Annotated in this window: 15 protein-coding genes; 9 read left to right on the plus strand and 6 right to left on the minus strand. The window is 43.5% G+C overall.

The annotated features are described in order from the left end of the window. The first annotated feature begins 4 nt into the window (after nucleotides 1-4). Nucleotides 5-592: a DUF1349 domain-containing protein gene (locus ACQKMP_RS15825; RefSeq protein ID WP_427469854.1), complete on the plus strand. Its 588-nt coding sequence runs from the start codon at nucleotides 5-7 to the stop codon at nucleotides 590-592. Nucleotides 593-690: 98 nt separating this feature from the next. Here the strand turns inward: ACQKMP_RS15825 and ACQKMP_RS15830 are convergent, their stop codons facing one another. Then, on the minus strand, nucleotides 691-1,293 hold the full coding sequence (locus ACQKMP_RS15830; protein ID WP_427469855.1) for a TetR/AcrR family transcriptional regulator: 603 nt from the start codon (nucleotides 1,291-1,293) through the stop codon (nucleotides 691-693). A 136-nt stretch (nucleotides 1,294-1,429) separates the two neighbouring features. Here ACQKMP_RS15830 and ACQKMP_RS15835 point away from each other — a divergent pair, with 136 nt between their 5' ends. From ACQKMP_RS15835 to ACQKMP_RS15845, 3 genes are all read left to right on the plus strand, one after another. Then, the gene (locus tag ACQKMP_RS15835; RefSeq protein ID WP_339244079.1) at nucleotides 1,430-2,692 is read left to right on the plus strand and encodes an MFS transporter; all 1,263 of its coding nucleotides are present in this window, start codon (nucleotides 1,430-1,432) and stop codon (nucleotides 2,690-2,692) included. A gap of 127 nt (nucleotides 2,693-2,819) precedes the next feature. Then, nucleotides 2,820-3,410, plus strand: a complete 591-nt coding sequence (locus ACQKMP_RS15840; protein WP_339271834.1) for a spore coat protein — start codon at nucleotides 2,820-2,822, stop codon at nucleotides 3,408-3,410. A gap of 142 nt (nucleotides 3,411-3,552) precedes the next feature. Beyond that, on the plus strand, nucleotides 3,553-4,863 hold the full coding sequence (locus ACQKMP_RS15845; protein WP_427469857.1) for an amino acid permease: 1,311 nt from the start codon (nucleotides 3,553-3,555) through the stop codon (nucleotides 4,861-4,863). A 4-nt stretch (nucleotides 4,864-4,867) separates the two neighbouring features. On the opposite strand, the gene ACQKMP_RS15850 is transcribed toward ACQKMP_RS15845, so the two are convergent. The 5 genes from ACQKMP_RS15850 to ACQKMP_RS15870 form a co-directional block, all read right to left on the minus strand. Then, entirely contained in the window at nucleotides 4,868-5,641 is a 774-nt protein-coding gene (locus ACQKMP_RS15850) for a YqcI/YcgG family protein (RefSeq protein ID WP_427469859.1), read from the minus strand. A 92-nt stretch (nucleotides 5,642-5,733) separates the two neighbouring features. Beyond that, nucleotides 5,734-6,360 (minus strand): LysE family transporter, encoded by a 627-nt coding sequence (locus ACQKMP_RS15855; protein WP_339244075.1) that lies wholly within the window; start codon nucleotides 6,358-6,360, stop codon nucleotides 5,734-5,736. A gap of 106 nt (nucleotides 6,361-6,466) precedes the next feature. Further along, the gene (locus ACQKMP_RS15860) at nucleotides 6,467-7,057 is read right to left on the minus strand and encodes an urea carboxylase-associated family protein (RefSeq protein WP_339244073.1); all 591 of its coding nucleotides are present in this window, start codon (nucleotides 7,055-7,057) and stop codon (nucleotides 6,467-6,469) included. 149 nt (nucleotides 7,058-7,206) lie between these two features. After that, nucleotides 7,207-8,595: a sensor histidine kinase gene (locus ACQKMP_RS15865; protein WP_427469862.1), complete on the minus strand. Its 1,389-nt coding sequence runs from the start codon at nucleotides 8,593-8,595 to the stop codon at nucleotides 7,207-7,209. Between the two features lies 1 nt (nucleotide 8,596). After that, entirely contained in the window at nucleotides 8,597-9,307 is a 711-nt protein-coding gene (locus ACQKMP_RS15870; protein ID WP_339244069.1) for a response regulator transcription factor, read from the minus strand. Between the two features lie 146 nt (nucleotides 9,308-9,453). On the opposite strand from ACQKMP_RS15870, the gene ACQKMP_RS15875 reads away from it, so the two are divergent. The 5 genes from ACQKMP_RS15875 to hprK all read left to right on the plus strand — a co-directional run bounded on the left by ACQKMP_RS15875 (nucleotide 9,454) and on the right by hprK (nucleotide 14,777). Continuing rightward, a complete protein-coding gene (locus ACQKMP_RS15875) occupies nucleotides 9,454-10,350 on the plus strand; it encodes a carbohydrate ABC transporter permease (protein ID WP_076284997.1) in 897 nt (298 codons plus the stop codon). A gap of 14 nt (nucleotides 10,351-10,364) precedes the next feature. Next, nucleotides 10,365-11,222: a carbohydrate ABC transporter permease gene (locus ACQKMP_RS15880; RefSeq protein ID WP_042192943.1), complete on the plus strand. Its 858-nt coding sequence runs from the start codon at nucleotides 10,365-10,367 to the stop codon at nucleotides 11,220-11,222. Nucleotides 11,223-11,232: 10 nt separating this feature from the next. Next, nucleotides 11,233-12,342, plus strand: coding sequence for an efflux RND transporter periplasmic adaptor subunit (locus ACQKMP_RS15885; protein ID WP_427469864.1), 1,110 nt, complete (start codon nucleotides 11,233-11,235; stop codon nucleotides 12,340-12,342). 9 nt (nucleotides 12,343-12,351) lie between these two features. Further along, entirely contained in the window at nucleotides 12,352-13,716 is a 1,365-nt protein-coding gene (locus ACQKMP_RS15890; RefSeq protein ID WP_427469866.1) for an ABC transporter substrate-binding protein, read from the plus strand. 149 nt (nucleotides 13,717-13,865) lie between these two features. Continuing rightward, nucleotides 13,866-14,777: an HPr(Ser) kinase/phosphatase gene (hprK, locus tag ACQKMP_RS15895; protein WP_042192937.1), complete on the plus strand. Its 912-nt coding sequence runs from the start codon at nucleotides 13,866-13,868 to the stop codon at nucleotides 14,775-14,777. Nucleotides 14,778-14,862: the final 85 nt, after the last annotated feature.

A 14,862-nucleotide genomic window follows, 5' to 3' on the forward strand; every position in this document is an offset into this window, starting at 1 on the left:
TGAGATGAACTTTTTAAAAGAAAATCTTTTTTGGCAGTATCCAGTAAACACTTTTTCTATTACAGATGAGAAGATTGAAATTATAACTGAGCCTAATACGGATTTTTGGCAACGCACCTATTATGGGTTCAGGAACGATAATGCACCTGCGCTGCTAATGAAGACGGATGAGAAATACTTTTCTTTTAAAGTGAAAACTGATTTTGACAGCGCTCATAGATTTGACCAGTGTGGAGTAATTGTCTATCAGGACAGTGACAATTGGTTCAAGGCATCGATTGAATATGAGAATGAAGAATATCAAAGATTGGGTAGTGTGGTTACGAATCATGGATATTCAGACTGGGCAACCACAGATCTCGACGCAACAATAAAAACAATGTATTACAGATTAAGTCGACGTGGGAGTGACTTCTGCGTTGAAAACTCTTTAGATGGGATTACCTTTAAGCAGATGCGTATTTTTCATTTGTTTGAAGGGAGTGAGCATATCAACTTTGGTTTATATGCTTGTAGCCCAGAGGATTCGTCATTTAAAGCAACATTTACAGAAATAGAAATCACAGAATGTCAGTGGTTGGAACATAAATAAAGTTAAGGAAATAAGATTAAGCTAAAGGAGCCTCGTGAGTAGTGACGAAGCTCCTTTTTATTTTAAAATCTTTGTATGTTAAAAAAGTTTTGAATGAACTAACTAGGTTCGCGTAGACACTCTTTTTTTAAATAAGCAGCAAAGCTGTTGATATTCATCCGTATATGCCGATTATTGCCCTCGAGCTTACTCATCATGATGCCGCCTTCCATGATGGAAAGGGAGAAGGTAGCTAGTGCCTCAATGTCGAGATCTGCTTTGAATTCACCACTTTGTACACCTTCAGAAATGATTTTCTTTTTGGATTCCAGTGTGCCTATTAGGGCCTGCTGGGCTTTTTCACGTAAGCCTGGATGACTGTCGTCGCTTTCAATAGCCGTGTTGAGGAGCGGGCACCCCCCAATAAAGGGTGGCGCTTCAACTACTTTCTCGTACACATGTAAATAAGCTAATAGCTTGCCAGAGGCCGTTTCTTGCTGACTAATGGCATGAGCTAGTTGGGCCCCCACAATACTACCCGCATAGCTAAAGGCTTCATATGCAATCTCATTCTTACTGGAAAAATGACGATAAATGCCACCTTTCTTAATGCCTGTCAATTCTGTTATATCAGATAAGGATGAGCCCGAATATCCTTTCTGGTTAAACAGTTCAGCGGCTTTAGCTATGATGTAATTGCGAGTCTTCTCACCCTTTTCCATTGTCATCCTCCGCCCTTAATTGTATATGTACACATAGTATATCAAATGAAATTATTCTGTTGCAAAGAAAAGCATCTATGCTATTATAAAAGATACCAATCGGTATCTTTTATAATAGACAGGGGTGGAAACCATAATGGAAACGACATGGTTTAAGGAATCCAGGTATGCATGGATTGGATTAGGATCTCTCTGGGTTATTGGATTTATTGGTGCATTGACTCGCTTCAGCTTGTCTTTTTTTCAGGTGCAAATATCGACGGATTTACAGATTAGCAGGGGATTCATCTCAATGGCATGGTCCACCAATTTATTCATCGTAGCCGTATGCGCGCCTTTGGGGGGCTGGCTCGTGGATCGTTATGGCACAAAGAAGATACTAATGTTAAGTGCAATCATGAGTACTTTGGGTACTGGTATTGTCGTGTTAGGCCACCATCCTATTGTCTTTTTTATTGGATACGGTGTTATCTCTGGTTTGGCAGGTATTGGGGCGACGACAAATTATATATTGATGTTTGAATGGTTTCGGCATCATCGGGCTAAGGCAATGGCCTTACTGGCGAGTGCCTCTTCTGTAGGGTTAGCGATTATTACACCCATTTTCGTATCCATGGACTGGTTGACTTGGAAAAACGCTTTTATGGCTTCTTTTATCCTAGGTGTTTGTGTAACACTTCCCGTAATTTGGTTAGGAATTAAGAGTTCACAACAGAAAAATACGGAGAGAGCTCCTTCGGATCGTTCAATAGAAGTCGAAGGTCAAGATACATCACCTAGAGTAACTCCACCGTCCAAAAAATTTATTTCTCTTCCTATCTTTGTCGTAGTCGCGATTGCGCTGTTCACCTGCGGTATCAATATGGGATCCGTCGAGATGAATTTGGTAGCCATACATCAGTTGGCAGATGTATCACCAAGCATGATCGCCTTATCTATGAGCATCCTTGGTATTATGGAAATCACGGGGGCACTCATTTGCGGCTATTTTCTGGACCGATACAATAAATTAATGATGATGTCTCTATTGTATGGCATTCGTATTATAGGTTTTGCTTTCCTCTTTATGCACTTGGGAAGTTCACCTATTCTTTTTGCTATAGCGTTCGGAATTACCTACTTAAGTGCATTACCAGGTGGAATGCTTGTCATTAATGAGTTTGCAAAGGGTAAAGGAAAACATACCGGTGTTCTACTTCTCATGCACCAGGGCGGCGGTATAGTAGGTGTATTAATCGGAGGCCTATCCTTCGATTATTTTGGGAATTATCAGAACTTAATTGTAGTTGATGTTATAATCTGTATCCTCGTAACGCTAGGGTACTTCGGATTATTCACGACACATAGAAGGAATCTTCGGATTCAAAATAAGAAGGTTGCAGTAAGTGAGGCACTTTGACTTAGATATGGAGGGATGAAAATATAACTGCGTGCATAATTGGCTACCTGATCCTTCATATTATAGAGGGTACTCATCTAAGAACAAAGGAGAATATACTTTGCAGCAGCAATTACAGTCAGGAAGCATGAAGATGGGTGGACAGCAGCTAGGCCACGGCGCCCACGAAATGTTCGATGTGCACGAGGTATTGTCCTGCCAGATCAATTTACTGGACCAGTTCATGATGTTCAGAACCTTTGTACAGGATCAAGAGCTATTGTCTATCTTGGATCGGCAGTACAATTTCATGCTGGATCAGTACAACTTGACCTGCCAATGCTTTAAGACAGGGCAAAAGCCAAGCCAGGAAACGGCTACCTATCTTATCCCGAATATGACACAGCCGGTTTACGGCCTCCAACCGGCCCCGCCCAAGAAGCCTAACTCGTCACTGGCGGATGTGAAAGATGCGGGCGTCAGCGGGTATATGCTGGGTCTAATCAAATCCCATGCCTCACTGCTGGCCATGTCTTCACCGGAAGTGACGAACCCAGCGTTGCGTCGGGTGCTGGCTTCACAGGTGCAGCATTTTATTGAAATGGGATATGAGTTGTTTCTTTATCAGAACAAACATGCCTATTATCAGGTTCCGCAGCTTCAGGTTTCAGTAATACAGCAGATGCTGGATGCCTATGTTCCCGCTGCCGGATCTCCTCAGATGCCCGTAAATAACTAGGGCGCTGACCATTCTAACTGTAGAAGACCCGACTCGCTTGTTGTTGAACAGGAAGTCGGGTCTTCTTTTGCCTGCCTAAGCCTATATCAGAATAAAATAACACCCGATAACGCATAGTAACACCAGACGGAGGGATATACATATGGGTACTCCAACTGGCAAGCTACCTTGGTGGCAGCTTACTTTATTTGGTGTAGGTTGCACGATTGGCACGGGATTCTTTCTTGGTTCCAGCATCGCTATCCGTAAGAGCGGATTATTGGTGTTGGTTATTTTTGTGTTGGCGGCTGTGGCAACTCTGTTCGTCTATGAGTCGCTGGCCCAAATGACTATACAAAATCCTCAAAAGGGCTCTTTTCGTAGTTATGCCAAAGAGGCTTTTGGCCGCTGGGCCGGGTTTGGTATGGGCTGGATCTATTGGTGCTCAGAAATTCTAATACTCGGCAGCACCTTGACTGCTTTGGGCCTGTTTTCGCGGGTCTGGTTTCCGAGTTGGCCGCTTTGGGTTTTTACCGCAATTTATGCTGTACTGGGTCTGCTGGTCATTATTCTAGGTAGCCAGGGGATTAACAAAGCGGAAAATCTATTCGCCATGATCAAAATCGCCGCGGTACTGATGTTCATCGTGGTCGCCGTGGTTGCCCTTTTGAGGGGAAGGGGGAATTGGGATACGGTTCACAGTTCGGCAGCATGGCTGAATAAAGGATGGATGGGTGCTTGGAAAGGGTTACTTTATGCGTTCTATGCTTTTGGGGGTATTGAGGTGATGGGCTTTATGGCGATGGACCTACGCGACTCAAAAGAAGCTCCGAAAGCAGGCAGGTTTATGCTGCTGGGCGTGACCCTGCTCTATGTACTGTCGATAGGACTTGCATTATTATTCGTGAGCCCTGAGAAAGTGAGACCTGATCAAAGCTCAATTATTGCTGCACTTGAAGCGATGGGACTACCTATTCTTGTATATGTACTGAACGGGGTAATGATCGTGGCCGGGTTCTCTATTTTAGTGGCTTCATTGTATGCGGTCTCGACTATGCTGGTAACCTTGGCCGAGGATAAAGATGCTCCTTCTTGGCTGGCGGTGACCAAAGGAAAAAGAAAGATGCCGCTCTACGCGCTTGGTATTAATATGCTGGGCCTGTGCGTGACAATTGTACTGAGCTTGTTTCTGCCAAAGCAAATTTTTGAGCATATCACCACGGCGGCTGGTCTAGTTATTTTGTACACATGGCTATTTATCCTTGCCTCTTTCCTTAAGTTATTGAGACCAAAGATGGGCGGTTGGATTAGATCCATGGTCGCTATGGCGCTGATCATTACTGCCGTGGCAGGTACACTTTTTGAAAAAGGGGGCCGTCCCGGCTTCTGGTCCAGCCTTCTGATCATCTGTGTCATTGCGTTGATTACCTGGTTTAGGGAGCACCTCTTGAAAAAACGCGGACAAACCTCATAAGCGCTTAAGAGTGAAATTTAATTCCTATTGCTTTGAACTTGTTCTTCATATAAGTATATGGACATTTAGACGGCGCACTTTCATCATCTCGCAGAAAATATTGCTTCCATTCTAAATTGCTCTCCTGCCCATACCATTGAAGGGAGGGATGTGCGGGAACACTGTCGTAGTCAGCAAGCTTCTTGCGGATCTGCTTCTTCATATTGCGGCCAAATGCGGTAGAATCATTAATATTCTCGAACACCCAACGCGGCTGAAAAGCAATGACAAAATAAGGGGTATGGCGGCTTCTCCGCAGCTCATGTGCCGGGGTTGCGCAGAACGCGAAATACGGGTGCCCATCAAAGCAGAACTCCCACGAAGGATGGGAGGGATCTGTAGAAATTTCATTCGGCCAAGGCACCGTGTCTACCGCGCTGACGCGGCCCAGAATGGACCAGAACAAATTCTCATATTCCTCAATGGAGAAACCTTCCGCCAAATCTTCCGGAGTTTCAAAAAATAGAACAAGGGAAGCATATTTGCCGGTATCCCTCGAGCATTCCCCATATTGATGAAGTAATTGAGCGACCTCTATTGCAGACTCTTCACTTCGTGGATCAGCTACGAAGCCAAAACGCAAATGATTGGACAGAAACCCCTGACGTCCTGGAATACAGGGATATTTGCCTTCGGGATCTGCAATCATAGATGTAAATTGACGAAAAGCATCCTGCTGCCAGTACGTCAGCTCAGCTAGATGCTCATCGAGCCAGACCTTTGTGTTCAAATGGGCCATCCAAAAACACCCTCCTCGTTAGGTTCAAAACATCCTATGCGAAGGGAGGGAGATGGGTGAAGGCCTAGAAAAGCCCTTGCTTGTTAAACATATTAGCCAAACAACTGTATAAATGCCTGAGAACCGAAGTAGATGCCAAAACCAAGAAGGCAAATCCCCGCGGCAAGGGAAATGAACCGGAGCATAGAAGGGCCGGTGAACCGATGAAAGAAGCTAGACAGCATCGCCATCACCACATCCCAGAGTAGGATGCCGACAAAAATACCGATGCTGTTCCACAGCACCTGATCGAAATGTTGATTTTCTATGCTTTTGGCCAGAATGGAGCCGTAGATACCTAACCAGAACAGAATGCTGAGTGGGTTCATTAGTGCCATCAAAAAGCCTGAACGGAAGGCGCTAGTGCCGGTCTGTGCACCTCGTGAGGCGGATCCAGGCACGGCATTGAAATTTTTTAAGGTGTCAATTCCGGTATAAAGGAGAACGAAGCTGCCGAATGTCCACAGGAAGGTTTTCATAAACGGGGTATTCAGAAAGTGGGCTAGTCCAAAGTAAATGAGTAGCATATACACTAAATCCGCACACATAGCCCCCAGTCCGATCATCCAGGATTGGAAAAATCCCATCCGCGCTCCCCGGTCGAGCTGGGCTGCATTGATGGGACCAATCGGTGCAGATAACGATATTCCGAGTACGATATAGGTTAAAAAGCTATTCATGGTCATCGCTCCTTGAATGAGATGTTAACTTGTACAAGTCATTCTATTCAAGAAGTAGGTAAGTTAGAAGACGAGCCATTTGGCACGAACCTCTTTGCGACATACTCTAAAGGATCTCCACGGCAATCGGTGTACATTTATACCCGTTGCAGACACTTTCGGAGCAGGGACAAGCCGATATGGCAATGATCAGATCCATCTCAGCCCGCAACTCAATATAATCCCCAGCTTTAGAAAGCGGTCGCTCCACGCTGACTTTTCCAGAAGGATCAATGACAGTATTCATAAAAAGATTAAATGGATAATGCTGATCGGGAGCGGGCAGGCCAAACTCCTCCAGCGCCTCATTCAGGTTATTGTAGCAGCTGGCGTGATTCTTTTTGTTATACAGCACCTCATACATCTCGGGACGACAGGCAGAGTTAATGAAATCATGGCGGCCCACAGTATCCTTAATAATAGTAAACAGTGGTCTGTATTGGTTGGAATAGAGGATGTCCCCCGGAAGAACATTCATCTTGCCTAGAGCATCTATCGTTACACCGGGGTCAATCCGTTCATTAGGGCGAACGGCGTTATAAGCAGCGAAATCGGCTACCTGCTCTCCTTCTACATCGGTTACCCGGACGATCTGCCCTTTGTCCAACTTGAAGCCCAATCCCTTAGTTGCTGGAATCAGCCATTGTTGTTCGCTCATCAGTACTCTCCTTCGGGATAGTCATAGTCTGTGAGGGTTAGTATGGCTCTTTGCCAAAAAAGTCATGCAAAGTATAGAGCTGTCTGAGCGGCATCGTAGAAAGAGTTCGCATTCAATTCGATGACAGTCTTTGAGGATTAGAATGACATTTATTTTGAAGGAAAACTCATTCGAAAGATAGCTCCACCATGCTCTCCGTTATGAGCGGATATAGTACCGTCGCACCGTTCAACAATTGCACGTGAAATGGCGAGTCCAAGTCCCGTTTCTCCATTCTTACCTTTAATAAAACGCTGAAATAGCTGAGGCAGTAATTGATCAGGAATACCTTGACCATCATCAATGACATCGATCTGCACTTGTCCATCCTGCTCCGAAATTTCTATATCCACGGCTTGTGATGCATGTCTGATCGCATTGCTCATAATATTTAGTACTGCTTGTAAGAGTTTTTCCGAATCTCCATGAATATGAAGCTTTCTCGGGTTATCCACTTCGTACTTTACTTTGATGTCAACTCTCTCATTTATAGCTAATGGACGTATTCGATCGGCGGTTTTATCGATTAATTGTTCTACTGACACTTCTTCTTGATCAAAAATACCATCTTCACTTTCAAGCTTGGCTAACAAGATCATCTCTGTAACAATTCCCTTAAGTCGTTCACATTCACTTGAGATGACATCAAGACCATTGTCAGCACGATCCCCGGTGAAAATACCATCTCGTATTCCCTCTGCATAACCTTGAATCGTCATTAGTGGGGTCTTAAGTTCATGAGAAGCATTCTGGAAAAATTGTCTTTGAGCATGATGGTATTGTTTAAGTTCTCCTGCGAGATGATGGACACTTAGGGCTACCTCACCAATTTCCCCGCCAGTTTGAATGAGCTGCACCTCATCGAATTGGCGTTTTTCAACTTTTTTGAGCTCAAGCTTTAATTTCTCTAGAGGAGTAACGAGACGTTTGGTAATAAATAAACTTAGGCCAAAGGCAATAGTGCCCCCAATCACCATAATGAACATCATTCTTGTAAAAAGCTCTGATTGATATGATTTTACTTTGCTTAGCGGTGTAGACAAGACAAGGGTGGCTGCGGTTACAGCACTAGTTGGATCAAGATTCTGTGGATTAGAAGTTAAGGTCTCAACAATATATTTCTCCTGTCCATTTTCCCATAAATCCTGCTGATTGTGACTTGAGTGCTGTTCAATGAGCGGTAGCCATGTCTGTGTCTGCGCTTCAGTCATTGTACTAAATAATATATTACGATTCGGCTCTATGAGTAACGCATCGACGGATCTATTAATTTCTTGAGCCGGCTGTACGATAGCTGCTGCTGACTGGGAAGGTGTTAGGTCTTGAACAGGTAACGAATTGACCAACTCCATCATTGCACTGCCTTGTGATCTTAGCTCTTCTCTTTGATTATTGATTAGTGTGTCCATTAGTAGAGGATAAACGAATGTAGCTGTAAGCACGAGTACACACACCAGTAATATTCCAAATGATAAATGAAGCTTATAGATTAGTTTCATGTTATGTCTTCACTCCATCCACGCGCATTCGATAACCATAGCCCCAAACGGTTTCAAGAGGCAGGTCTTCCATTTTACGACGAAGTCTTTTGACCAAATCGTCAATCGCTCGATCGCTGCCGAAATAGTCATCCCCCCACACTAATGTTAACAACTCATTGCGCGAAAAAGCACGATTCGGTTGCGCTGCTAAGGTATGAAGCAATGAAAATTCCTTCACCGTCATTTCAATTTCTTTAGACCTCCAGTAAACCAGACGACTATCTAATACTAGACGAAGCTCATCGATGATGAGGTCGTTTGATTTAGAAGAGACTATACTCTGTTCTGATCTTTCTGTAAGGGAGTTAAGCCGATGGAATAAACGATTTACTCGTGCGACCAGCTCACGTGGGCTGAAAGGCTTAGTTAAATAATCATCGCTTCCAAGCTCAAGTCCAAGTATCTTATCTACTTCCTCATCACGAGCAGAGATCATAATAATAGGAACTTCGGCTTCCTTGCGAATTTGTTTGCAGAATTCATAGCCATTCATACCTGGAAGCATGATGTCTAGAATCCACATATCCGGGCGCTCTGTGTTCCATAACATGAGCGCTTCTTCTGCTGAACCTAACGATAGGGTGCTATAGCCTTCCTTCTGTAAATAGTTCTCAACGATATCTCTTATATGGCAATCATCTTCAACGATTGCGATTTGATAGTTCTTCATCAACAGACCTCCTGACCAATACATCTATTATTCTAACAAAGTTGTCCTTTCAAGCGGGCTTTTCCATACTTTTTCCACAATTGCTCCAAATTAATACCGAAGCTGATCTATAGAATAGTTATTTGTACGGTAAACATGTTGCTTGTATGGAACAAGCTCGAAAGGAGGTTGAGGCTGTGAGAATTTCATATTTGGCTCGCAAGGAGATTCTTGTGGCGTTCTGCTTTCTTGCTCCGAGTTTGATCGGGTTTGCGCTATTTTATTTGATTCCGTTTGGTCAAAGTGTTGTATTTTCATTTGAGAATCCAAGTGGTGAGGCAGGGTTATCGTTTGCCAATTATCAGAGCCTATTAGCTAGCTCGTCCTTTCAAAAGGCGGCAGGGAATACATTCTGGTTCACAATAATTGGTGTTCCGATCCTTATTCTGTTGTCACTTGCTCTTGCCATGCTGCTTAACAAACGAGTCTATCTTCGGAATTGGCTGCGTACCTCATATGTACTGCCACTGGTTGTTCCAGTAGCGTCAATTGTGCTCGTATGGCAGATCCTATTCGACTGGAATGGTTTTTTCAATCATGCATTAGAGTGGATTGGAATTGAGCGGATCGATTGGATGAAATCAGAGTGGGCGCAAGGGGTCATTATTTTTATCTATGTATGGAAAAACATTGGCTATAATGTGGTTCTATTCTTGGCTGGACTGCAAAATATCCCAGATCAATATTATGAGATAGCAAACCTGGAAGGTGCAAGCTGGGCTCGTAAGCACCAGATCACCTTGATTTATTTAATACCGACAGGATTTTTAGTGATGCTGATGTCGATTCTGAACTCATTCAAGGTATTTCGGGAAATTTATTTAGTTGCGGGTGACTATCCTCATGACAGTATCTATATGCTCCAGCACTATATGAACAATATGTTCTTATCGCTCGATATTCAGAAGCTGTCGGCTGCAGCTTTCTTAATGGTGCTCTGTATTTTAGTCATTGTGTTGATGCTCTTCCGAGTTGAACATAAGTTCCGTTCATTTATGGAGTAAAGGGAGGGGTGTAGATGAACAAGAAACAGATAAGAACACTGCTACTTACTATTATCTTAGCCGTAATCGCGCTGGTAATGCTATTTCCGGTTGTGCTCACAATGGTAAGCTCCTTGATGACGGAGAAGGAAATTATGCTGAATTACGGCATGTTAGGTAATACACAGATGAACGATTTTGTGAATTTGAAGCTGATTCCAGATTGGGTTTCGCTGGAGCAATTTTATAAGGTGCTTATTTCAACCTCGCAATTTCTTCGTATGTTCTGGAACTCTGTATTTATGGTGTTTCCAATCATTATAGGCCAGGTCGTGGTGGCAACATTAGCGGCATTTGCATTTGCTAAGCTGCGATTTCCTGGCAGAGAGCCCTTATTTATTGTGTATTTGATCACGATGCTCATGCCGTTCCAGGTCACGCTTGTGCCGAACTATATCATGTCCGATCGGCTAGGGCTGATTAATAGTCCAAGCTCCATTATTTTACCAGGGATATTTGCGGCGTTTGGTGTGTTCCTGCTCAGACAATTTATGCTCCAAATTCCAACGGCATATATGGAAGCAGCCCAAATGGATGGGGCAGGTTACTTCCGATCCTTTATCAGGATTGTCTTGCCTATGGTGAAACCCGGCATGGCAGCGCTAATTGTTCTGCTGTTTGCAGATTACTGGAATATGGTGGAGCAGCCCCTGATCTTTCTGCAGGATGCCAATTTACAGCCCTTGTCCATTTTTCTATCTCGCCTGCAGGAAGATGCGCTTGGGGTATCCTTTGCGGCTGCGGTCTTGTATATGATGCCTATGATTCTCTTGTTTCTTTTGGCGGAACGGTATTTTATTGAGGGCATAGAGCTTTCTGGAATTAAAGGATAGGGGAAATGAGATGACAAGCACATCTAAGCGACAACGATTAACGGCTGTTTTGTTTGTATTATTCTTTGCGATATTGGCTGGTTTGACTTTCTTTAGCAGCACACTCGAAACGATGACGCTGCCCAAAGTAGTTACGGAGAAACTTACCTCGAAATCATTAGTTCATCAGGTTAAAGGGAGTGGAGTCTTAACACCTCGGAAGCAGGTGGATTTGTTGAATGAGACTGGCTCTAAAATTGTGAAGGTTCATGTAAAAGAGAATGCTGAGGTTAAGAAGGGGCAAAAGCTCGTTACATTTGATAGCTCTGATCTGGATGAACAGATCTATCAAGAGGAAACGGCGCTTAAGAAACAAAAGCTAAATCGGGAGATTCTCGAGGAGGATATGCTCAATGCATTGATAGGTGGTGATGAGCAAGTGATTGCCAAGGCAGAGCGAGCTCTTGAACTGGATAGTATGGATCTTGAACTGGCGCAAAGAAAGATGAATAAGCTGCGCAAAGATAAAGCGGATAAACAGACACTGACTGCCCCCTTTGATGGAAAAGTCACAAAGATTACAGCAGAGGATAGTATGAATACTTCACAAGGGGGGACAATCCTGACCTTAATGGATAGTGGTAAGGGCTTCGAATTTTCATTTGCTGTCGAGTCGGATAATACGGCATTATTCGAGATTGGATCTAAGGTTTCTGTTCGATTGCAGAAAGACAATACACTGGTTAACGGTGTAATTGAAGAGATTAAAGCTGCATCCCAAGAGAGCAGTGAAGAAGATTCATCCGATAAATCGAGTTATCAGGTTGTCGTTTCTGTCTCCGATGATGGTATTAAAGGCGGCGAACAAGTCAGTCTGGATATAAAGAAGGAGTCAAATGAAAAAGGTTATGTGTTACCAAAGAAATGGGTTCATAAAGATACAACAGGGAGCTATGTCTTTGTAATTGAGGAGAAGAAAAGCTCACTCGGCAATACGTTTAATGCACGCAAGGCTTATATTGTAACGGGTGATTCAACCGAGGATGAGATTGTAGCTGTGAGCGGCTTAAGTCCTGATGATGAGATCATTATTGAATCAAGTGAACCACTTCAGGAAGGTAATCGAATCCGAGTATATTGAAGGGAATGAATGAATTTGAAAAGAAGATGGGTTTTATCCTTATTAGCAATGATAGTCGTATTATCGGGATGCTCTAGCAGCAGCGTGGGATCAGGTACAGAAGGAACATCTAATGAACAGTCAGGTCAGGATGGCAAGAAGATTGAGATTGCGACTATGGCGGTAACTCCTTATTTAGAGGAGGCGGTTAAGCAATACAAAAAAATTCGTCCAGATATACAAATTGATATCAAAGAGTATCTAGCTAGACCCCAAACGAATGAAGATGGAATGAGTCAATCAGGAGAAGCATTCTCAAAGGGCGATGTTGAGAAGTATATACAAACAGTGAGCACACAGATGATGTCTGGCAAAGGGGCGGACATGATCGTAATGAACGATCTACCACAGGACAAATATGTCGCCAAGAACATGCTGACTAATTTCTATGATCTGATGGATAAGGATGCTGACTTTGATCGAAATCAGTACTATCAGAATATTTTTGAGGGCTCCCAAGATGGTAATGGTTTGTATGCAATGCCATTCTCATTTGTCATCGACGCGCTAACTGGGAATACAGAGTTGTTAGAACAAGCTAACATTAAAATCGATGATCAGACATGGACATGGGATGAGTTTAAAGATATTTCCAAGAAGCTTAAGGGAAAAGTTGGTGAGGATTATTTCGCATTTGTTAATCTATTCCCGATTCAAATGTTAGCGGAGTATATAGAAGCTAATTATGATAAGCTCATTGATCAAGGTCAAGCGAATTTCGATTCCGATCTGTTTCGAGATATGATGAAGCAAATCAAATCGATGTATGATGAGGGCGTACTTAGTAATGATTTTACGTACGACTATACCAAAACCTTGTTCAACAATGCTAACCTTTTCGATCCAATAGGAGGCCTGTCCCAAGTCCTTGATCCAAAGCTTAAAATATATCAAAAGCCAACAGTAAATGGAAAATATAGCGGAACTTCATTTAAGTCATATTTCACTTTAGGTATTAACAGCAAATCTAAGGTTCAAGATGAAGCTTGGAACTTTATTAAGTTCATGCTTTCCGAGGAAATGCAATCTTCATCAGTCGTACAAGGGTTTGCGATGCATAAGGGAGCTGTGGAGAAACAGCTTAATGATGCTAAGCAGCAGGCAGTAGCGGGAACACTACCTCTTCTAGAACAGAAGTTTGATGCTGAGACTGTAGAAAGTAAAATCCAAGAATTACATCAGCTTCTAGATGGAGCAAGTAGGAATTTATCTAGTGATCATAAGGTCGTTTCAATTGCAATTGAAGAATTTGATTCATATATGAGTGGTCAGAAATCCGCTGAAGACGTCAGCAAGCTGATTCAAAATCGAGTCAACACTTACATTAACGAGTAAATAGAACGTTCTAATCGAGAGGCGCTCAATCATTTAACGGTGATTGAACGCCTTTTGTTTATTTTGCAGGAATCATCCCATTTGTCGTTGAATATATCCCGTTAACCGTATTGCGTATTCGAGATACGCAGCCACAGGAGGGAACAGCATTGAAATCGACTACCGTTCAAAGCCTTACAGAGACGTTTAAGCTGGAAGTGCTTGCAGGTGCTAGCTGTATGGATCGTGAAATCACTCGTTCAAAGGCGCATAGACCTGGTCTGGAGTTCGTGGGTTACTTTGATTTTTTCCCAACGAAGCGGGTACAAGTATTGGGCTGCAAGGAAATCAATTATCTGTTAACCCTAAGCGTTGAAGAGCGCAAGTTACATATTGGTAATATCGTCAAGTATCATCCACCATGCTTTATTGTGACGACAGGTCAGCAGGAGATTCCTTATTTAACTCTATTCTGCGAAGAAGAGGGCATCCCATTGCTTCGGACGCAGGAGACGACGACAGAGATCATCGCAAAGATTGATACCTATCTGGTGAAGGCGCTGGCGCCAGAGCTTTCAATTCATGGGGTATGTGTAAACGTGTCTGGTATAGGTGTCCTACTCAGGGGCAAGTCAGGGATTGGAAAAAGCGAAACCGCGCATACGCTTATTAGAAGAGGCCATCGGTTTGTGGCGGATGATATCGTGGTGCTGAAGAAGCTGGGACCGGCGACGCTTCTCGGCACACATAACGAGACGACCCGCGAATTCCTAGCGCTGCGCAGTATTGGTCTGATCAATGTTGTACGCCAGTACGGGCGTAGAGCTTTTCAGGATGAGACGCGAATTGTACTCGACATCGAGTTGTCTCCTTGGCGAGAAAATTCCTTGAATAATGAGCTCGAACTGGAGCCGAAGTTCACAGACTATCTCGGTGTCCAAATTCCGCATATTGAAATCCAGCTTCAGCCCGGCCGTGACGTAGCCGGCCTAATTGAAGCTGCCGCCAACAACTGGTATCTGAAGCAGCTTGGCTATAGCGCCGTTGAAGAGTTTATGCAGAGGATTGAAAACAAGCAATGAGGGGTGCTCATGAATTTGTGTATACGTAACAGACCGCAGAAGAGCTATGTGGTCTGTTTTTTTAACTAAATTTCGCCTTTGATGC

The organism is Paenibacillus sp. NPDC101420 (genome assembly GCF_050277435.1).
GTDB lineage: Bacteria > Bacillota > Bacilli > Paenibacillales > Paenibacillaceae > Paenibacillus_AQ.